14 protein-coding genes and 2 pseudogenes are annotated in these 20,734 nt (G+C 43.0%); 15 read left to right on the top strand and 1 reads right to left on the bottom strand.

Going from position 1 to position 20,734, the window contains the following annotated elements:
- Positions 1-25 precede the first annotated feature (25 nt).
- The 4 genes from EDM56_RS27865 (at position 26) to EDM56_RS27850 (ending at position 5,394) form a co-directional block, all read left to right on the top strand.
- On the top strand, positions 26-1,780 hold the full coding sequence (locus tag EDM56_RS27865) for a sigma-54 interaction domain-containing protein (protein WP_122921209.1): 1,755 nt from the start codon (positions 26-28) through the stop codon (positions 1,778-1,780).
- A gap of 269 nt (positions 1,781-2,049) precedes the next feature.
- The gene (locus tag EDM56_RS27860) at positions 2,050-3,396 is read left to right on the top strand and encodes an aspartate aminotransferase family protein (RefSeq protein WP_122921208.1); all 1,347 of its coding nucleotides are present in this window, start codon (positions 2,050-2,052) and stop codon (positions 3,394-3,396) included.
- A 43-nt stretch (positions 3,397-3,439) separates the two neighbouring features.
- Positions 3,440-4,834 carry an amino acid permease gene (locus tag EDM56_RS27855; protein WP_122921207.1) on the top strand — a complete coding sequence of 465 codons (1,395 nt, stop codon included), beginning with the start codon at positions 3,440-3,442 and terminating at the stop codon, positions 4,832-4,834.
- A gap of 77 nt (positions 4,835-4,911) precedes the next feature.
- A complete protein-coding gene (locus tag EDM56_RS27850; protein ID WP_122921206.1) occupies positions 4,912-5,394 on the top strand; it encodes a 2,4'-dihydroxyacetophenone dioxygenase family protein in 483 nt (160 codons plus the stop codon).
- A gap of 109 nt (positions 5,395-5,503) precedes the next feature.
- Here the strand turns inward: EDM56_RS27850 and EDM56_RS27845 are convergent, their stop codons facing one another.
- A complete protein-coding gene (locus EDM56_RS27845; protein ID WP_183192620.1) occupies positions 5,504-6,100 on the bottom strand; it encodes a TetR/AcrR family transcriptional regulator in 597 nt (198 codons plus the stop codon).
- A gap of 213 nt (positions 6,101-6,313) precedes the next feature.
- On the opposite strand from EDM56_RS27845, the gene EDM56_RS27840 reads away from it, so the two are divergent.
- The 11 genes and pseudogenes from EDM56_RS27840 (at position 6,314) to EDM56_RS27790 (ending at position 20,628) form a co-directional block, all read left to right on the top strand.
- Positions 6,314-7,696, top strand: coding sequence for an APC family permease (locus tag EDM56_RS27840; RefSeq protein WP_122921204.1), 1,383 nt, complete (start codon positions 6,314-6,316; stop codon positions 7,694-7,696).
- Between the two features lie 35 nt (positions 7,697-7,731).
- Positions 7,732-8,718 (top strand): Gfo/Idh/MocA family protein, encoded by a 987-nt coding sequence (locus EDM56_RS27835; RefSeq protein WP_122921203.1) that lies wholly within the window; start codon positions 7,732-7,734, stop codon positions 8,716-8,718.
- A gap of 12 nt (positions 8,719-8,730) precedes the next feature.
- Positions 8,731-10,173, top strand: a complete 1,443-nt coding sequence (locus EDM56_RS27830; protein WP_221176008.1) for an aldehyde dehydrogenase family protein — start codon at positions 8,731-8,733, stop codon at positions 10,171-10,173.
- A gap of 147 nt (positions 10,174-10,320) precedes the next feature.
- Complete coding sequence (locus EDM56_RS27825; RefSeq protein WP_122921202.1) at positions 10,321-11,676, top strand: APC family permease; 1,356 nt, start codon at positions 10,321-10,323, stop codon at positions 11,674-11,676.
- An 87-nt stretch (positions 11,677-11,763) separates the two neighbouring features.
- Complete coding sequence (locus tag EDM56_RS27820) at positions 11,764-13,020, top strand: GNAT family N-acetyltransferase (protein ID WP_122921201.1); 1,257 nt, start codon at positions 11,764-11,766, stop codon at positions 13,018-13,020.
- Between the two features lie 176 nt (positions 13,021-13,196).
- Positions 13,197-14,564: a sigma-54 interaction domain-containing protein gene (locus tag EDM56_RS27815; RefSeq protein ID WP_122921200.1), complete on the top strand. Its 1,368-nt coding sequence runs from the start codon at positions 13,197-13,199 to the stop codon at positions 14,562-14,564.
- A gap of 220 nt (positions 14,565-14,784) precedes the next feature.
- The gene (locus EDM56_RS27810; RefSeq protein WP_122921199.1) at positions 14,785-16,242 is read left to right on the top strand and encodes an amino acid permease; all 1,458 of its coding nucleotides are present in this window, start codon (positions 14,785-14,787) and stop codon (positions 16,240-16,242) included.
- 249 nt (positions 16,243-16,491) lie between these two features.
- A complete protein-coding gene (locus EDM56_RS27805; RefSeq protein ID WP_183192619.1) occupies positions 16,492-17,391 on the top strand; it encodes an MBL fold metallo-hydrolase in 900 nt (299 codons plus the stop codon).
- A gap of 57 nt (positions 17,392-17,448) precedes the next feature.
- Positions 17,449-18,905 (top strand): annotated as a pseudogene (locus EDM56_RS27800) (amino acid permease).
- A gap of 49 nt (positions 18,906-18,954) precedes the next feature.
- Positions 18,955-19,111 (top strand): annotated as a pseudogene (locus tag EDM56_RS31985) (oligopeptide/dipeptide ABC transporter ATP-binding protein); the annotation flags it as partial.
- Positions 19,112-19,269: 158 nt separating this feature from the next.
- Entirely contained in the window at positions 19,270-20,628 is a 1,359-nt protein-coding gene (locus tag EDM56_RS27790) for a sigma-54 interaction domain-containing protein (RefSeq protein ID WP_122921197.1), read from the top strand.
- Positions 20,629-20,734 lie beyond the last annotated feature (106 nt).

The raw sequence follows: 20,734 nt of genomic DNA, 5'->3' as shown, positions 1-20,734 counted from the left end.
CGAACCTGTAGAGGGAGGTATCGTAATGCAAAGTGATAGAAAAATCATTCATGATATTCAACAAATCAATTCGATTGGAATCGTTATTACCGATCAAGAACACAATATTCAATTCGTAAACAAGAAAGCAGAACAATACTGTACGGAAAAAGATCGAAATGACCTTCTTCACGTTTCTAAACAAGGTGCGCGGCATTTTTGTGTGCTGCATCTCAAATGCGAAATTGAGGTAATTACCATTCTGGATGCATTTCTCTTCTTCATTCAGTCTACAAATGTACAGCACTTTTGGAATGGCGACCTATCCCACATCTTTCTTTTCAAGGATGAGATAAAACAAATTCTTGACTCTTCCTTTGATGGAGTTACGATTTGTGACGATAACGGCGTGTTCCTTTTTCAAAATCAGGCGGATCAAGAAATCTTGGAGAAGAATTGCATTGGCAAAAATGTTCGAGATCTAGTAAATGAAGGTGTTTTTAATAAGTCAGCGACTTTGCATGTTTTAGAAACAGGAGAATCGGTAAGTATCATCCAAAAGTATGAAAACGGAAAAAAAGTTTTGGTTTCCGCCACTCCGATAAGAGATAAGGAAGGAACTATTAGACTGGTTTTAAACAATACGCGAGATCTAAATAAATTGAATCGCTTAGAGAGAGAGATCGCAGAGTTGGAAGAACAAAATAAAAAAATAAAGAAAGAATTACAGGAACTGAAAGTTAAGACAGGTACCCAAAATTCCATCCAAGCCCACGATCCAAAGATGCTGCAGGTTGTAGAACGTGCGCTTCGCGTTGCGAAAGTTGATTCGTTAGTCTTGATTCAGGGTGAATCAGGCGTAGGAAAAGAAGGGATTGCCAATCTCATTCACCAGCACAGCAATCGCAAAGACCAGCGGCTTATCGTCATTAACTGCGGTGCGATTCCAGAAAAATTATTAGAATCAGAGCTGTTTGGCTATGAACCAGGAGCGTTTACAGGTGCAAACCCAAAGGGGAAGGCAGGTTTGTTTGAAATCGCTTCTGACGGAACGATTTTCCTTGATGAGATTGCGGAGATGCCTTTACTGCTTCAAGCGAAACTCCTTCGCGTGCTTCAAGAATACCAAGTCACACGAATTGGTGGTAATAAACCGATTAAGGTAAATGTTCGGGTGATCGCTGCGACCAATCGCGATTTGTTTGAGATGGTCAACGAAGGGAAATTTAGAGAAGATCTATATTATCGCTTGCATATTATTCCCATTTTCATCCCTCCTCTCCGCGAGAGAAAAGCAGATATTATTCCGCTAGTTTATTTTTTCTTGAAAGAAATCCAAGAAAGATATGGAATAAGCAGAACATTCTCTCAGGAGGTGCTGGAAACGTTCTTGCAATATGATTGGCCAGGAAATGTTAGAGAACTGAAAAATAAAGTGGAACGAATCAGTTTGATGATAAATAAGAATGAAATATTGATTACTGATATCGAAAATGAGATGGATGAAGGAGGAACCGGAACTGGCAATGGAAAAACGAATTTTGATACCGGTGCCTGGCAACGTGAAAAAGTTTCTGACACGAAAGATAAAGATAAGGATCACGTTTTTCAACCATTGAAGGAGCAAATAGAAGAGTTCGAACGAAATATCATCATGGAGACACTTGATCAGTTTTCTAGTATCCGAAAAGCAGCTATAGCTTTATCCATTGATCAATCGGCTTTAGTCAGGAAAATGCAAAAGCACCAAATTAAACGGGAAATCGTTTATAAAAAAAACAATTCGCCAAAAAGCAAATGATGTAGAAAAATACATCCTTTGCTTTTTTGTTTTAACGAACGTATCCAAAAATACGAATGATGCGAAATAACATCAATGCTGTAATTATTTCGAATCGATGCTATGTAACATCGGAATTTCGCTTCTATTTTGTTATGAACGCTTATTTTTCTGTGTTTTTTAGATTGGCATGTCGATTGCAAATTGACGATTCATGTGAAGGGGGATGAGCCAATGACATCGATCTGACTCACGTAATGACCTCAATTTAAACAGAAGGAGTGCTTACCATGACTTTACAGACTGCTTACTCAGAAGCGAACCAAAGATATCTTAATCGGACCAAAAACTCGGAAGTCAGGCACAAGGCTGCACAACAGTTCATGCCAGGAGGAGTGACGAGGTTCACCACTTTTCATCGTCCATATCCGGTAACCATTATTCGCGCAGAAGGACCCGAACTACACGATGCTGACGGCAATCGCTACCTAGATTTCATCAATAATTACGGTTCCTTGATTCATGGTCATGCTCACCCTACAATCGTCCGTCTGGTGCAGCGAGCCGTAGAATCCGCAAGTGCGGTTTCCGCATCAATCCCTGAGCAAATGGAATTGGCTCAACTCCTTTGTAAAAGAGTCGCCTCGGTCGAGCAAATTCGCTTTTGCAATTCAGGAACAGAAGCCACGATGTTTGCGATCCGTGCTGCCCGTGCTTTTACAGGAAAATCAGGTTTCATCAAAATGGAAGGTGGCTATCATGGGTTGCATGACGCAGTGGAGTTTTCTATCAGTCCACCCCTGGTAACCGGTGAACGAAAAAACACGTTGGAACCGATTCCTACCTCGTCTGGAATCTCCCATAACTTAGCACGGGATATTTATATTGCACCATTCAACGATACTCATGCAATTGAAAACATATTGCTTGAAAAAGCTCAAGAAATCGCGGCCATTATCGTGGAGCCCGTAATGGGGGTAGCGGGTATCATCCCACCTCTTCCAGGATATCTTGCTGAATTACGACGACTGGCGGACAAATATGGCGTGCTTCTGATCTTTGATGAAGTGCAGACACTGCGATTGCATCCTGGAGGAGCGCAAGGCTTGTATCATGTGGAAGCCGATCTGACCGCAATGGCGAAAATAATCGGTGGGGGCTTTCCGGTAGGTGCATTTGGTGGCCGTGCTGACATCATGTCTGTATTTGATCCAAATCAACCCGGCCATGTTTCACATGGTGGTACGTTTAGTGGAAATAATATCACGATGACTGCCGGAATCGCTTCCATGCAACTCCTGGATAAAGAAGCGATTGATCGATTGGAGGCGCTTTCATCTCGTTTGGAAAAAGGGTTGAGTCATGTAATTCAAAAATATAACATTCCTGCCGCAATAACACGTGTGGGCTCTATGCTGAATGTGCATTTTACCAAACTACCGCCTATCGATTATACGACAGCCCACGCAACATCGAAAGAATTGGGTACCCTCGTTCATCTCGAATTGATGAATTACGGGATATTTGCTTCTCCCCGTGGAACATGGTACTTATCAACGGCAATGGCAGATTCGCATATCGACGAAACGATCAGCGGCTTTTCAGAAGTCATGCAAAAAATTTCTCGTGTGATATAGATAATGTTACTGTTAAATAATTGCTGGTAGGGAGGGTGAATTCATGGGGACGCAAAAAAACGAGTTGCGCAAAGTCTTAAAAACCAGGCATATTACGATGATTTCAATCGGTGGGGTAATCGGTGCCGGATTATTCGTGGGGACCGGTGGACTCATTCAATCAGCGGGTCCAGGCGCCGTTTTGTCTTATTTGATTGGGGGAATCATCGTCGTCCTCGTTATGCGCATGCTTGGAGAAATGGCTGCTGTGAATACGGACAGCGGTTCTTTTTCCACCTACGCTGAACAAGCATTCGGTCCGTGGGCAGGTTATACGATTGGTTGGTTGTACTGGTTTAACTGGATCATTATTATCGCATTCGAAGCCACGTTAGCTGGTGCCATCATTCATGATTGGCTCCCATCCATTCCTATATGGATTGGAAGTTTTCTATTGACCATTTTGATGACCATAAGCAACATCTATTCCGTCAAAATATTCGGGGAGTTCGAGTATTGGTTGGCTTGCATAAAAGTTGCCACGATCATTATCTTTATTTGCTTAGGCACAGCGATGATAGTAGGGATTGTACCGGGGATCGAATCGCCGGGCACTGCCAACCTCACCCAAATTGGCGGCTTCTTCCCGAATGGATTTCTCCCTGTCTTGCTTGGTGTTGTGTTTGTTGCATTCTTGATCTCGGGAAGTGAGGTTGCAGCCATTGCCGCAGGAGAATCCGAGAATCCAGAAAAAAATGTGGTGAAAGCCATAAACAGTGTCGTATGGCGTCTGCTTCTATTCTTTGTCGGTTCAGTAGCCATACTGGTTACCATTCTGCCTTGGAATGACTCAAACCTACTAAAAACACCGTACGCGAGTGTTTTTAATCTGGCTGGTATGCCTGCAGCTGCTCAGATTATGAATATCGTCGTCTTAACATCCTTGCTTTCTGTTTTAAATTCGGGTATTTATACGGGCTCGCGCATGTTGTATTCGTTAGCGCAAAAAGGGGACGCACCCCGCATGTTTTTGCGGGTAAACAAGAGAGGAGTACCAGTCGGGGCCATCTGGGCTTGCGTATTCTTTGCCATCGTTTGTACCGTATTAAAATTTGTGTCCCCTGATAAAATGTTTGCATTTTTGGCAAATAGCTCTGGTGGAATCACAATCGTTATGTATATCTTCATCGCTTTCTCGCATCTGAAAACGAGAAGAAATCGTGAAAAAGAAAATCCTCATTTGCTGAAGGTAAAAATGTGGTTGTTTCCTTATTTGACGTATATCACGATCGCGATATTATTTGCTATTTTTATTGCACAAGCATTTATTGACGGTATGCGTTCTCAGTTTCTGTTAACGTCGCTAATCGTCGTCCTTGTTGTTGCCTCGTATTTCTTTTTATATAAGAAACAGAGGGCTTTACCCGCCAAGGAGGAAAGCGACAAAGCGAGGGCTTGATGTTTCGCGACAGCCAAGTAAAAAAATCGCTATATTCTGGAGTTTCCATTGTATGAAAATGACAAGGAGGATGAAACATGTTTGATTTGTCTGCGATAAACATCTTTACGGAAAAAGTAGGATTGCCAGACCGAGCAATTGATGTGGAAGAAATTCCATGGGTCCCGGTTAAGACGGGGCATTGGTTTAAGCCCTTGCGCTTTGATTTAGCGACTGGCACATGGACGATCATGACCAAAATCAGCTCTTCGGCAGCAATTAGCCGCCACAGACATACAGGGTCAGTGTTTGCCTATACCATACAAGGGGAATGGCGATACCTGGAAAGGACATGGGTCGCAAAAGCAGGGACCGTCGCGTATGAACCGCCTGGCGACGTTCATACCCTTGTCGTCAACGGAGAAGAGGACATGATTACGCTGTTCATCATCGTCGGATGCAATCAATATCTGGATGAAAACGATCAAATCATTGGACAGGATGATGTATTTACAAGGCTAAAGCTTTATCAAGATTACTGCTCTGCACAACATATCCCTCTCCAAAACTTGTGTTATTAACGATTTCGGACTAGACGTTATTCATCATTCAAAAAAGCATTGATAAATCAAATGCAAGATCTGATTTATCAATGCTTATTCCTCTGTCCAAAAATCGTGGAAACTAGTTTTATTTTGCGTGAAGCGTAGAGTGTTGAATGCCTCCCCAGTAAAGGGTCCAAATGCTCGTGACCTTTTCATCAAACCCTACATTTCCGTAATAAACCATATGCGAAAAAAGGCCATCTAACACACAGGAATAGGCATTCAACCAGCCTTTTACTACTTCGTGATTGAATTCCGTTTCTGGCGTTCTTTCTTTAAAAATCGAAAACAGCATTTGAACAAGCGATTCATCGAAAGAAGCGAACCTGCTTTTTAAATCATCTTGTAAAAAAATCGGCGGAAAGAGGAGAAACCTTTTTTGAAAGACGACTTTATCAGCGCTGTGATTGTAGTACTGACCAACGTCGCGCAAGATTTTATAAAGGCTGTCTTCGATGGAGTCATGCTGGATCGTGGTGAGCAATTGTTTTAGATGCTCACGATAGTCTGCCATTGCATACTCAAATACCGCTAGGAAAATATCTTCTTTTTTCTTAAAGTGCGTATAAATGGAGGACTTATGGATGCCCACTTCATTGGCGATATCTGCCAATGATGCACCTTCATAACCGTGTTGGGTAAATAATTTTAAAGCTGCTTCTATGATTAAGTTCGCTGTCATGACGACCCCCGAAAAGTTTATCATCTTGTAACCCTTTTACAAAAGTTTTAGACAAAAGTCAATATGAGAATGATTCGGTATGGAAACGATATTATTTTCTTGCAATTAAAAAAATATCGTTGTATCATCATCCATACAGCCGTTCGTATGGATAGAAAAATGAACGATTCGGCATTGATTGCATCATAGTCATGTGAAGGAGGTAGGTAATGCATGAACGGGGGACAGGGGAAAGGTACTTCTTTACAAGGTTCACTCAGTTTAGGACAGGTGATATTTTTCGGATTGGCTTTCTTGGCTCCAATCTCCATCTTTTCGATTTATGGGGTTGCAATTCAGTCTTCAAAAGGGATGATTGCTACTGCTTATGTGATCGCGTCTGTGGTCATGTTATTTACTGCTTATAGTTATGGCATGTTAGTGAAAGCGTTTCCAACTGCTGGAGCAGCTTACTCGTTTGCGCAAAAGTCCATTCATTCCAACGTTGGCTTCATCGTGGGGTGGACGATCATATTGGACTACATGTTTTGTCCGTTAATTAGCGCGTTATTCTTTGGAATCTTTATTACCTCCTATTTTCCCGCAATTCCTTTTTACGTAGTTATCATTTTTTTCGTAACGGTCATCACCGTCGTCAATGTGCTAGGGATAAAAATCGCTGCGAATTTTAATGCGTTACTGCTGACGCTGCAGATCATTTTTTGCATAAGTTTTATCGCCTTATCCGTGAAAGGATTACTAGATGGAAAAGGAATGGGCACGTTGGTTTCCACCATACCATTTTTTGACCCGAACGTAAAAATGGCATCCTTGCTTTCCATTGTGCCGCTTCTCTCCTTTACCTATTTGGGATTTGACGCAGTAACCACATTGGCAGAGGAGACCAAAAATCCAAGAAAAACACTGCCGAAAGCGATGTTCCTCATCACGCTTATCGCAAGCTTACTGTTTATCGCCATCTCGTATTTTGCCCAATTGGTTTATACCGATATTGATTCGTTTATTGATCCTGAATCAGCGTCCATGCAAATCTTTGCCTATATTGGCGGAAACATTTTCGTCTCGATCTTTGTTGCGATTTGGGCGACAGCGGGATTGGCTTCTGCAGTGGCATCCAGTTCAAGTGCAGCCAGGGTTTTGTACGTGATGGGGAGGGAACATGTGCTGCCTTATAAGTTTTTCGGTTATCTATCTCCAAAATATCATACTCCCGTTTTCAATTTGCTGTTGGTTGCCGTAGTGGCAATGGGGGCTTTAGTACTCGATGTCTTGACCGTCACTTCATTTATCAACTTTGGCGCATTGTTTGCCTTTACGATGGTCAATCTTTCCGTCATCTCACACTATTTCATCAAGCAAAAAAAGAGATCGGGCAAGGATATCATCTTATACCTGATTCTTCCACTCATCGGTGCTTTTTTTACCGGATTATTCTTGATCAAACTGGATTTTCATTCATTGCTGTTGGGTGGCTTATGGCTTGCCTGCGGCTTGATATATCTTATCTTTTTAACAAAAAGGTTCCGTCAGCCACTGCCTGATTTTTCTGATTCCGGCAAAGACTCGGGACAGGAATGGCAAGCCACATCAGAATGAATGAACAATTTCATCGATAAGGAGAGAAGTGAATCATGAAGAAAGTACGCATTGGTATTGTTGGGACTGGATTGATTGGCGAGGTGCATATACAGGCATTTCAAAAGCATCCACTTTGTGAAGTGGTCGCCATATGCGACATGAATGAAAGCAGAGCAAGAGAGATACAAGCTACCTACGGAATCACAGAAGTGTACACCAGTCAGGCGGAAATGCATCAAATGTGTCCTTTGGATGGGGTTGTCATCGCAACTCCAGATCAATTTCACCGTGACCCAGCCGTACTTGCTGCTGCTGCAGGCGTTCCTATTTTATTGGAGAAACCGATTGCCACTATTATTGAAGATGCGGAGGCTATCATACAGGCGGCGACTACTGCGAACGTGAAATTGATGCTGGGGATGACATTGCGCTATATCCCGGAATATGTGCATATTCAGCAGCAATTCCAAAAAGGCGATTTAGGGCTTCCAATCAATGCCTATTCAAGACGAGCAGTAAGAAAATCAGAAGGCTACCGGATCAACGGGCGCTGCAGTGTGAATGAGTATTTGGGAGTTCATGACATTGATTTTCTGCTATCGATTTTTGGACGCGAAGTAGACAACGTGTATTCCACAAGTGGTAAATTCGAATTCTTCGATAAATTTGGTGTAGCCGACTATTACTGGAACATCATCAAGTGGAAAAACGGGGCGACAGCAGCTCTGCAGGTAACATGGAATGAACCGGAAGGAAACAAGAATTTGCTGGAGATGGAGTGCTACGTGAACGGAACCAAGGGTAGCGCTCATGTGAACCTGGGAGGACAACAACTTAACGTGGCGACGAATACGTCTTGCGACTATCCCGAGCTTACCCTCGATAACGGCTATCACATTGAGGCTGACCACTTTATCAAATGCATCTTGAGTGATGAGCAGCCCTATACAGGAGGACAAGCAGGACTCGACGCATTGAAAATCATGATCGCTTTAGAACAGTCTAGCAAGGAAGGACTTCCAGTCCAGGTCAATCTGTAGGAGGTGCCAATGATGAAAACGGAAAAAATGTTTATCGGCGGAAAATGGGTAGATTCCGTATCCGGCACATATATGATCAGTGTCAATCCGGCGACAGGGCAACAGATTGCCAGTATTCCGGAGGGGGGCCGGGAAGATGCTCAATTGGCAATTCGAGCCGCACGACAAGGGTTTGAACAAATATCACGAATGTCGATATGGGACCGCTCCAAATTGCTTGTATCCATTGGGCAGGTTATCACACGCAGGCGAGAGGAATTGGCACGCGTTTTAACAATGGAACAGGGAAAGCCGTATTATTCCGAAGCGCTCGATGAAATTGATGGCACGGCTATAGCATTCGCAGATGCAGCAGAACAAATCAAGTGGATGGAGACTTCTGTAATTCCCGTACAAGATCCAAATAAAAGGGTTTTGACGATTCACCAACCAAAGGGAGTATACGCCGTCATCACTCCATGGAACTTTCCTTTCATGGTCGCGGCTGAGTATCTGGCTCCTGGCTTGGCCGCAGGAAATGCCATCGTCTGGGTTCCGGCACCGACAACCTCCTTATGTGCGATCCGACTGGCAGAATGCTTAGAGGAAGCTGGCGTCCCCGACGGCGTTCTTAATCTCGTAACGGGAAAAGGATCCGTGGTTGGGGACGAAATTGTGGCGAATCCAGGTACGGATGCCATCGGGTTTACGGGCAGCACGGCAACCGGTCACCAAATTGCGGTTCGAGGTGTAGGTAAGCCGATGCTGCTGGAATTGGGCGGAAATGGGCCCACGATCGTGCTGAAAGATGCCGATTTGGATCACGCAGCACGCATGATTGCAAGCGGTTGCTTTTATAATGCCGGTCAGGTTTGTTCTGCGACGGAACGAATTTTGGCTCACCGTGATGTCCATGATGAACTGGTTGCCAAGCTGGTCAATCATGCAAAGGAGTTGATCCTTGGGGATCCATTTGATCCTCGTACGAGAATGGGGCCGTTGAATAATGAACCCGTTACGATGAAAAATGAGCTGCATGCGAAAGACTGCCTGGAGAAAGGAGCAAAAATTCTCATCGGTGGAAAACGCGCATCAAATCAGTCTAGCGATCTGTTCTTTGAGCCAACTGTTATTGTCGGAGTAACGGAGGATTGCTTGTACAACAAGGAAGAAACCTTTGGTCCGGTCGCGCCTGTAATGTCATTTTCCACACACGCAGAAGCACTGGAAATTGCTGCTCGTAATGAGTGGGGGCTGGTTTCCTCTGTTTTCACCAGTAATGTAAAAGATGCGATGTATTTCGCAGAAAACATAAAGACTGGAATCGTAAACATCAACGATAGCAGTAATTACTGGGAGTCACATGTTCCGTTTGGAGGAGTTGCTGGAAAAGCCAGTGGAGTGGGAAGAATCGGCGGAAAATACTCCATTCGTGAAATGTCAGATTTAAAAACCATTGCGTTAGATCTGCGCTAGATAAAAGAGAACGCGTAACGCAGCACCATATGAAAAAAGCTGAATGAAGCAGATCAGGCAAATCTCGCTATATTCAGCTTTTTTTATATCGGAGCCACCTAAAAGAGTAACAATTCCAAGTTTTCTACGATTCAAGGGGGGAAAAACATGAAGGAAAGCCTAGGATTAAAACGATCGTTGGGGCTGTGGCAGATTGTAATGCTGGGTATGGGATGGATGACGCCGATGATTGTATTTGATACGTTCGGGATCGCGTCTGGGTTATCAGATGGGCTTGTTCCACTTTCCTATATCGTTGCTTTGGTTGCGATGTTATTTACTGCGATTAGCTATGGAAAAATGGTTCAGGTGTTTCCAAGCGCAGGGTCATCTTATACATATACGCAGAAGACAATGGGGTCACATCTTGCTTTTCTTGTCGGCTGGTCCTCCTTGCTTGATTATTTGCTTATTCCGATGATCAGCGCCTTGCTCATACAAATTTACTGTACGGCTATATTTCCAGACGTGCCCCATTGGGTATGGATCGTGGGATATGTCGTGATTGCGACAGCGATCAACATATGGAGCGTCAATGTTACAGCGAATGTGAATACCATCTTAGTTGTGTATCAAATCGTTGTAATCGTCTGCTTTATTTTTTTGGCTGTTAGGGAACTTGATCATGGAATGGGCTCTGGAACGTTACTCACGATACAACCGTTTTATCATTCCGATTTTCATTTATCGGGTGTCACTGCAGCGGCAACTGTTTTATGTTTTTCCTTTTTAGGGTTCGATGCCGTAACGAATTACACCGAGGAAGCCCTTCATCCATCAAAAGACATTCCGCGGGCGATTTTTATAACCGCATTTGCCGGTGGGGTAGTATTTATCGCAGGCAGCTACTTCACTCAAGCGCTATTTCCAGATCTATCACAATTTAAAGATCCCGGTGCCACTGCGCCTGAGATTTCTCTCTATGTAGGTGGAAAACTATTTCAATTATTTTTTCTATCGGCATCTTTTGCAGGATCTTTTGCGTCAGGGCTTGCTTCACATGCAAGTGTTTCTAGACTTTTGTATGTGATGGGGCGAGATAATGTATTGCCCATAAAACTATTCGGGCATTTGCATCCACGTTGGAGGACACCGGTTTTTAATGTTGTGTTCGTTGGCGTGGTTTGCCTGACAGCGATGTTTTTTACTTTGGAAACAGCTTCTGCGTTTGTTAATTTTGGTGCCTTGATCGCTTTCACTTTTGTGAACCTATCGGTGATTGCGCACTATACCATCAAACTGAAACGATATAAAACGCCTCGAGATTTTTTGTTTCATGTTATACTGCCGGTTATTGGAGCCACATTCGTTGCTGTTCTTTGGTTTCATTTAGAATTTGACTCCTTTATGCTAGGGATCTGCTGGGTTATAGTAGGGATAATCTATCTTGCATTTTGCACGAAGTTGTTTAAGAGGAAGCCTGGCAGTAGCGAACTATATGAAGAGATCGAAGCGCATTCATGATCTTGAAATCCAAAATGATAGATTGTAAAATAATCCATACAACCGTTCGTATGGAAAGTAACGAAAATAAAGGCGGTGTTTGTAACCATGCGGGTAATCCGTACATTAACCGATGAAGATTTTGAACAATACGTCCCTCTCATTAAAGGCGCTTTCCCTGGAACTCGCTTTGATCTGCCGGAAACCGGCGGTAATTTGCGTGAACGCTTTGTTTCGGCACAACATCAAGACACGAGCACTGCGTTTTACGGCTTGTTTGAAGATGAAACGCTCCTGGGGAGCATGAGGCTTCATCACTACACCATGAATGTTTTCTCCCACTTATTGCCGGTAGGAGGAGTCGGACTGGTTGCCGTTGATATGATGCGCAAAAAAGAAAAAGTGGGCCGCGACTTGCTTTCCTATTTCTTGCGTTATTATCGGGAGCGCGGAGTAAGCATCACGTTGTTGAATCCGTTTCGCGTTGATTTTTACAAACAATTAGGTTTTGGCGTCGGCACGAAGATCAATCAATATCGTGTTACTCCTGGTCAATTCCAAAATACAGGGAGCAAAAAACACATCATACGCGTCACGGAAGATAACCACGAATTGATGTTGGCTTGTTATCGACGATACATGGAGCGAACGCATGGCATGATTGCAAAAACCGATATGGAAGCGAGATTGTTGTGTAGCAATTCGGAATATCACACGGTTGCTTACAAAAAAGACGGAAAGATTGAAGGATATCTGGTTTTCACGTTCAAAAGACTCTGCCCTGAAGATAACTTTTCCGCCTGTGATTTGATGATCAAGGAATTCATCTATGAAACGCCTGAAGCATTCTCCGAATTGTGCACGTTCCTTTCCAGTCAGGCTGATCAAGTTCAACGGGTAATCATAAACACGCAGGATGACGATTTTCACCATCTGCTGGCTGATCCGAGCAACGGATACGATAGCTTGCTTCCGGACTCCAACATTCAAATGCATACAACAGGTGTGGGCGCCATGTATCGAGTCATTCATGTTGCCAAATTATTTGCTGTTCTCCCGAATCGCAATTTTGGTGGAAAAACACTTACACTCGAGATTCAGGTTCAGGACAAATTGCTCCCAGAAAACCAGGGAAGCACAATCGTTCATTTTCAGGAGGGAAGGGCATCCGTGTTGGAGGATGGTACACCGGATGTGACCATCGAATTGGACATTGCCAATTTTTCCTCCCTTATCATGGGTGCTGTTCCTTTTCGCAAGCTGCTTGACTATCGTCTTGTAAAAGTGTCGAATAGTCAATTTGAAGAAGAGCTAGATCAGTTGTTTCATACAGCACAAAAACCAATTTGCACGACTTCCTTTTAGACCGCACTCGAATCGAAATCGGTCTATTTCCATGATGGCGCTGGTAGCAGCACCATCTTTTTTTATGATCGGAAAGACCAGCTGTTTTTTAACCAGAACTTTTCTTAGCAGCTTTTGCGGTTATACTAGGAATAATAGACAGTGTCGAAGTTTGCACAAGGAGAGGCAGTGAAGAGATGATAACGAAGTACCTTGAACAATTCTCCAAGCTGTATGAGCAGCTAGATGGCTTGATTATCGTCAATCGCGACGGGATTATTGAATTTTCTGCTATGTTTAACATAGAAACGAAATACATAGAAAATGAAGGCTTTACGGGAAAATATATATTAGATGTTTTCCCAACGCTAAACGAGAAAACAAGCAGCCATTTTCGGGTCATGAACAGCGGTAATCCGATCATTAATGAACGACAACTTTTAACGGATATTACGGGTGATACCTTTGAGTTTTTGAATTCGACGTTTCCGATTGAGATCCAGAATGAGATTATTGGAACAATTGAAGGAAGCGTCATCCTGTCTATAAATGGAGAACCCATAGTAAGAGTACAGAAAGAATCTACACATAAACAGTCTGGCAGTAATTTTTATCATCTGGATGACATCGTAACTGCAGATCCGGCAATGATGGAAATGAAAGAAAAAATCAGAAAAATTGCTGTGGAAAACTCACCTGTCCTGATCTATGGAGAAACAGGGACAGGAAAAGAATTGGTCGCGCAAGCCGTCCATAGCCACAGCCTGAGAAGTGCTGGGCCGTTTATTTCGCAAAATTGTTCGGCGATACCCAACGCTCTCCTTGAAAGTACACTTTTTGGAACCGTAAAAGGAAGCTTTACAGGGGCAGAAAACCGAAAAGGCCTTTTTGAACTAGCCGATAAAGGAACGCTGTTCCTCGATGAAATCAATTCAATGGATATCTCCATCCAAGCAAAAATACTGAAAGCGATTGAAGAAAAGAAAATTAGGCGGATTGGCGATGAGAAAGAAAAAGAAATTGATGTACGAATCGTCTCAGCCATGAATGAAAACCCTAATAAAGCGATGGAAGAAGGAGCAATACGCAAAGATCTTTATTATCGTCTAGGTGTAATTCAGATAAATCTGCCTCCATTGCGAGAAAGACATGAAGATATCGTACTGCTGACAAATCAGTTCATACAGAAATATAATCAAAAGATGGGTAAGAGAATTGAGGGAGTAAGTGAAATTGTCAAAAATACCTTCAATAATTATGCTTGGCCAGGAAATGTGAGAGAGCTAAAAAATGCATTGGAGCATGCGATGATCGTAGCAACTGGCAATACGATTGCCCTTCATGATATTCCGGAACATGTTTTATATACGAACAAGGAAAAGCAAAAGTATTTTACGAAGGATACGCATGAGAACCAATCGCTTACCCAAAAAGTCGAGGAATACGAAAAAGAAATCATTTTAGAAGCATTGGCTGCTTCCAAGAATATAACGGAAGCTGCGAACATGCTGCAGATAACCAGGCAATCCCTTCAGTACAAGATCGATAAATATAGACTGAAATAGATGGTAGCTGAAACAAAAAAACTTGCGTGACATTCGCAAGTTTTTTTGTTTTATTCGCACATTTGACCCCATTCAGGGTTGATTTTGCTGGTCGGCATCTTTCTTGCTTTAAGGATTCATCGTTTAGAGATTTGCAGAGAGGAGGAACAACTTTGAAGAATGTCTGATAGATGGGCACCTTTAATTACCTGAATATTTAATCAAAGTGCAGGGGGACAAAATGGAAATCGAGACAAAAACAACTTACTCCGGTGAATTAAAAAAAGAATTAGAGACTCGTCATATTAATATGATTGCCATTGGGGGTACGATTGGAACAGGCTTGTTTTTGGCAAGTGGCGCAACCGTCAGTGAAGCGGGTCCGGGTGGAGCGCTGCTAGCATACGTTGTGCTAGGTATAATGGTGTACTTTCTCATGACGAGCTTGGGGGAAATGTCGGCCTTTAAAGCGGTTTCAGGTGCATTTGACTATTTTCCTAGCAAATTTATTGACCCTGCGTTGGGGTTTGCAATGGGATGGGTGTATTGGCTTGGCTATGCGATTACCTTGGCACTTGAGATTTCAGCCAGTGCGATCATTATGAAATACTGGTTTCCTGATATACCCGGAGTCGTCTGGAGCTGCTTGTTTTTAGCCGTGATTTTCTGCATAAACGTTTTATCTACCCGCGCATATGGAGAATCAGAATATTGGTTTTCCATGATTAAAGTTGCGACTGTGGTCATTTTCATTGTAGTGGGTATTTTAACGGTTTTTGGCGTCATTGGTGGTGAATTCGTTGGGTTTAAAAACTTCACGGTTGGTGAAGCACCCTTTGTAGGCGGGTTGCCCGCAATGGTGGGGGTATTTTTTATTGCTGGATTTTCCTATATGGGGACGGAATTTGTAGCGATAGCAGCAGCTGAGAGCAAAAACCCGGAAAAAAGTGTTCCTCAAGCTACCCGTAATGTTTTCTGGCGAATTACGCTGTTCTTTATAGGGGTTATCTTTGTCATCGGTTTACTGATTCCCTATAACGATCCCAACTTACTAAATTCCGATCTAGAAACGATCGCAATGAGCCCATTTACTTTGTTGTTCAAAAATGCAGGTATGACAGTAGCTGCGGGGGTAATGAACGCGGTCATCCTCACATCCATTCTTTCAGCCGGAATTTCTAGCATGTACGCCGCGACGCGTATGCTTTATTCCTTGGGAAAAAGCGATAAAGCGCCAAAATTTTTAGGAAAAGTAAATTCGCGAGGCGTACCGGCTAATGCCCTAATCGCAACGACCATCGTAGGGGCACTCTGTTTTTTAAGCTCTTTGGTTGGTGATGGTACCATCTATTATTGGCTATTGGATGGCAGTTCACTATTAGGCTATATCGCTTGGCTGGTCATTGCCGCAAGCCATTATCGTTTTCGTAAAGCTTTTGTCCTGCAAGGTCGCAATCTGAACGAACTCACATACCGCGCAAAATGGTACCCATTTGGTCCTATTTTTGCCTTTGTTCTCTGTTCCATCATTATACTGATCTTTAACTTTCAAGATGTTCTAAAAGGAACAATCGAATGGGGCAAATTTTTCGTGACATATTCAGGGGCACTCGTATTTTTAGGTTGCTACGTTGGCTATAAATTTGTCAAAAAGACGAAGGTCGTGCCGTTAGAAGAGATTGATTTTGATCGTTTATAAATAAAATCAAATAGGAGACAGGCAAAAAAACTTGCATAAATTCCGCAAGTTTTTTTGTATTTTTAGCTACTCTAAACATTATACCGTTGACTCTGTAGTTCGGCATGGTTATTGCTAATTTCTTGTTGCGTATCATTGAAATGCATCTAGAGAGGGGGGATCGAATTGAAGAAAGGTTGTCGTCTGGGAAAGATGCCATAAGTATGAATCAGATTTACCAAACATATAGAAACGGGAGGAATGTCATCCATGGATAAAATGAAAGACGCTGTTGTTGGATCAAATTGGGCTTCTGCTCTCCCAAGAAAGAGCTATGAAAAGTTAGAGCGGATTGAAACCACGAATGAATGGTTCGAGGTCTATCAATTGCCAAAGGATGTTTATGCCATTTATGAGCCTGGACATTTCCAGGAGGTCATTTCCTATTTAATCATTGGCGAGAAGAAAGCCATTCTTCTTGATACGGGAATGGGCATCGGGAACATCTATGAGCTGGTCCATTCGTTGACAGACAAGGAGATCGAGGTCGTGAACAGTCACTCTCATTTCGATCACATCGGGGAGAATTACAAGTTTTCGAAAATCTCGATCTTTGAAGATTCCAATGCCATTAACACGCTTACAAAAGGGTATACCGTGGAGGAACTAAAGGAGCATGCAACAAACCTGATGTTTGCAAAAGTGCCCCCCAAAGACTTTCTTGCCGAAACGTATATGATGCCTCCGTGCGAATTTGATTTGTTGCATGATGGTGACATCGTAGACCTTGGAAATCGAAAGCTGAAGGTTATCCATACGCCTGGTCATTCTTCCGACAGCATTATGCTGCATGATGAAGAAAACCGAATTCTATTTACCGGGGACACATTTTATCCAGGTGCTCTTTATGCCCATTTTGATGAGCCGTTTTACGGAAAGTCTAATTTGGAAATCTACTTGAATAGCTTGCGGAATATTGCAAATGACGTGGTTCCGCATATTGATTACCTTTATTGTTCGCATAACGAACCAGTGAATGAACCAAGGTTAGTGGAAGAAGCAATGAAAGCACTCCAAGCCATTCTCGATCAGAAAGCTTCTTATCAAGTGGATGAAAGCGGGTTGCGCCGATATGATTTCGATGGGTTTGCAGTCATAACAAAAGATTAAGATAACCTTTTCGCACCTGTGATTAACGTAATGGAAGCAAAAGGCGGGGGAGCAAAAATGGAGAACAAGACACAGACAACTCACTCTGGTGAATTGAAAAAAGAATTAGAGACTCGCCATGTTAACATGATTGCCATCGGGGGAACGATTGGAACCGGCTTGTTTCTGGCAAGTGGCGCTACTATCAGTGAAGCCGGTCCCGGTGGGGCGTTGCTTACTTATGTGGTACTAGGGATTATGGTGTACTTTCTCATGACGAGCTTGGGAGAAATGGCTGCCTTTAAAGCGGTTTCCGGCGCATTTGACGTTTATCCGAGCAAATTTATCGATCCTGCATTAGGGTTTGCCCAAGGATGGGTGTATTGGCTTGGCTATGCGATTACATTGGCACTTGAGCTTTCTGCCAGTGCGATTATCATGAAATACTGGTTTCCTGATATACCCGGAATCATCTGGAGCAGCTTGTTTTTAGCCGTGATTTTCGGAATAAACTTTTTATCTACCAAGGCTTATGGGGAATCTGAATATTGGTTTTCCATGATTAAAGTTGTCACTGTGGTCATTTTCATTGTAGTAGGTTTTTTAACGGTTTTTGGCGTCATGGGAGGTGAATTCGTTGGGTTTAAAAACTTCACGGTTGGTGAAGCACCTTTTGTAGGTGGATTGCCAGCAATGTAGGGGTATTCTTTATTGCTGGATTTTCGTTTATGGGCACTGAATTTGTTGCGATTGCGGCAGCCGAGAGCAAGAATCCGGAAAAAAGTGTTCCTCAAGCTACCCGTAATGTTTTCTGGCGAATTACGCTGTTCTTTATTGGGGTTATTTTCGTAATCGGTTTAATGATTCCCTATAATGATCCCAACTTGCTGAATTCGGATCTAGAAGCGATCGCGATGAGTCCATTTACGTTGTTGTTCAAAAATGCTGGGATGACAGTAGCTGCGGGGGTAATGAACGCGGTCATTCTCACCTCCATTCTTTCAGCCGGGATTTCAAGCATGTACGTCTCGACACGGATGCTGTACTCCTTATCCAAAAGCGAGAAGGCGCCAAAATTTTTAGGCAAAGTAAATTCCCGAGGAGTACCAACTAACGCTCTTGTCGTGACTTCCATCGTGGGAGCACTCTGTTTTTTAAGCTCTTTGGTTGGTGAGGGAACCATTTATTATTGGCTATTGGATGGCAGCTCTTTGCTAGGGTTTATTGCATGGCTGGTGATCGCGGCAAGCCATTATCGTTTTCGAAAAGCGTATGTCAAACAAGGTCGCAATTTGAACGATCTGAAATACCGTGCAAAATGGTTCCCGTTTGGTCCCATCTTTGCTTTTGTTCTCTGCTCCATCATCGTGTTGGGCTTTAACTATCAAGATTTTGTAAGCGGTACGATTGATTGGGGCAAATTTATCGTCACCTATTCTGGTGGTTTCGTATTTTTGATTTGCTATTTCGGCTATAAATTTGTGAAAAAGACCAAGATTGTGCCGTTGGAAGAGATTGATTTTGATCATTTGTAAGTAGGGAGCGACCAGAAACCGATTGTGATTCATACAAAAAATCTTGCGCATATTGCGCGGTGATTTGCCCTCTCCATCCAACCCGCCGCAGGGCTGCAAATTTCATCCGTTGCTGCCATGCCTGCATGGAGATTTGCCGGACAGAAGCGCCGCCGTTACGTGAAGTAGATGGCAGGCAGGTTGCGTGTCACCTGTATCGATATTGATCCACAGAGTCATCTGAAAAAACGAGAATCGCTTGGATTTCCAAGCGATTTTTGCTTTTTCATGAGGGGTAACTTTGGTGGCTTGGTATGCTTCTTGCTATGTTGACAAGGCACAGAGATTTTCGTGAAAATGACTGTAGCCAGAAGGAGGTAGCCTCATGTTAACAAAATACCTACAATCCATCTCAGATTTGTATGACCACATAGATGCGCTGCTAATCACGAATAAAGAGGGAATCGTCGAATATTCGATTATCTATTGCCCTGAGACGAACAGCTTTGAAAATGAAGGCTTCACCGGCAAACACATTTTTGATATCTACCCTTCCATAACGAAAGAGACAAGCAGTCATCACCGCGTCATGAGAAGTGGCAAACCGATCATTGGTGAAAGGCAGGAGCTAACCGATCTGAATGGGAAGTCTTCGTTTTTTATCAACTCTACTTTTCCTATCGAATTCAATCATGAAGTGATCGGTACCATTGAGGCGTCTATTCTGGCCTCCAAAGACGGGAAGCCACTCTATCGAACTTCCTATAGCAAAAAACAAGCAGCCGATTCCTTCTATACGCTAGATGACTTCATCACGGTCAATCCTCGCATGCTTGAACTGAAAGAGAAAATCAGGAGGATCTCGCCTGGAGATTCTCCTATCATGATATGCGGTGAAACAGGTACAGGCAAAGAACTCGTTGCACAAGCAATCCATAGCCACAGTCTTCGGGCAGGTGAAGTTTTCATTTCACAAAACTGTTCCGCAATTCCGACCACACTGCTTGAAAGCACACTATTCGGAACGGTGAAAGGAAGCTTCACCGGTGCAGAGGATCGAAAGGGATTATTTGAACTGGCGCACAATGGAACCTTATTTTTAGATGAGTTGAACTCGATGGATATTGGGGTTCAGGCAAAACTGCTAAAAGCGATTGAGGAGAAAAAAATCAGGCGAATCGGCGGTGAACGAGAAATCGCCATTAACGTCCGTATCCTTTCAGCGATGAATGAAGATCCATTTCAAGCGATTCGAGACGGTGTTATACGCAGTGACCTTTATTATCGCGTTGGCGTAATCCAGTTAAACCTATTGCCATTGCGAGAGCGAAAAGAGGATATCCTTCTATTGGCGGACTGGTTTCTTCAAAAGTACAATACACAGATGAACAAGACGCTGAAAGGCTTTAATGACATGACGAAAAATATATTTTCCGATTATCATTGGCCAGGAAACATCAGGGAACTCAGGAATGCGATTGAATATGCCTTTAATGTGTCCGCAGGGGAAATGGTTACGTTAAAGGACATTCCCGAACATCTCTTATTTACGAACAACCAGCAAACACGAGACTTCAACCAGGATCTGACACATGCGAAATCATTGTTCAAGCAGGTGGATGAATATGAAAAAGATATCATTCTCAATACATTGAGTCATTCCAGAAATATCTCAGATGCAGCAAAAAAACTCGGTATCACCAGGCAGGCGCTTCAATATAAAATTGATAAATACCGCTTATAAAAAACAAAAAATCTTGCGCGTTTGTGGCAAAATTTTTTGTTTTCTTGATGGGAACGCCCTAAAAAACCACGCAACCATGTGGCAATACTTCATGATTAGCCTTGGC

Origin of the sequence: Brevibacillus fluminis, from assembly GCF_003710825.1 — a bacterium.
GTDB lineage: Bacteria > Bacillota > Bacilli > Brevibacillales > Brevibacillaceae > Brevibacillus_D > Brevibacillus_D fluminis.
Note: the sequence above shows the minus strand (reverse complement) of the source record. Positions and strands in the feature narration are given on the sequence as shown.

Excerpts from the sequence above, each read along its gene's own strand:
- EDM56_RS27805 (WP_183192619.1), top strand. The coding sequence starts at position 16,492 with ATGGATAAAATGAAAGACGCTGTTGTTGGATCAAATTGGGCTTCTGCT.
- EDM56_RS27860 (WP_122921208.1), top strand. The coding sequence starts at position 2,050 with ATGACTTTACAGACTGCTTACTCAGAAGCGAACCAAAGATATCTTAAT.
- EDM56_RS27820 (WP_122921201.1), top strand. The coding sequence starts at position 11,764 with ATGCGGGTAATCCGTACATTAACCGATGAAGATTTTGAACAATACGTC.
- EDM56_RS27830 (WP_221176008.1), top strand. The coding sequence starts at position 8,731 with ATGAAAACGGAAAAAATGTTTATCGGCGGAAAATGGGTAGATTCCGTA.
- EDM56_RS27835 (WP_122921203.1), top strand. The coding sequence starts at position 7,732 with ATGAAGAAAGTACGCATTGGTATTGTTGGGACTGGATTGATTGGCGAG.
- EDM56_RS27840 (WP_122921204.1), top strand. The coding sequence starts at position 6,314 with ATGAACGGGGGACAGGGGAAAGGTACTTCTTTACAAGGTTCACTCAGT.
- EDM56_RS27810 (WP_122921199.1), top strand. The coding sequence starts at position 14,785 with ATGGAAATCGAGACAAAAACAACTTACTCCGGTGAATTAAAAAAAGAA.
- EDM56_RS27865 (WP_122921209.1), top strand. The coding sequence starts at position 26 with ATGCAAAGTGATAGAAAAATCATTCATGATATTCAACAAATCAATTCG.
- EDM56_RS27845 (WP_183192620.1), bottom strand. The coding sequence starts at position 6,100 with ATGACAGCGAACTTAATCATAGAAGCAGCTTTAAAATTATTTACCCAA.
- EDM56_RS27850 (WP_122921206.1), top strand. The coding sequence starts at position 4,912 with ATGTTTGATTTGTCTGCGATAAACATCTTTACGGAAAAAGTAGGATTG.
- EDM56_RS27790 (WP_122921197.1), top strand. The coding sequence starts at position 19,270 with ATGTTAACAAAATACCTACAATCCATCTCAGATTTGTATGACCACATA.
- EDM56_RS27815 (WP_122921200.1), top strand. The coding sequence starts at position 13,197 with ATGATAACGAAGTACCTTGAACAATTCTCCAAGCTGTATGAGCAGCTA.
- EDM56_RS27855 (WP_122921207.1), top strand. The coding sequence starts at position 3,440 with ATGGGGACGCAAAAAAACGAGTTGCGCAAAGTCTTAAAAACCAGGCAT.
- EDM56_RS27825 (WP_122921202.1), top strand. The coding sequence starts at position 10,321 with ATGAAGGAAAGCCTAGGATTAAAACGATCGTTGGGGCTGTGGCAGATT.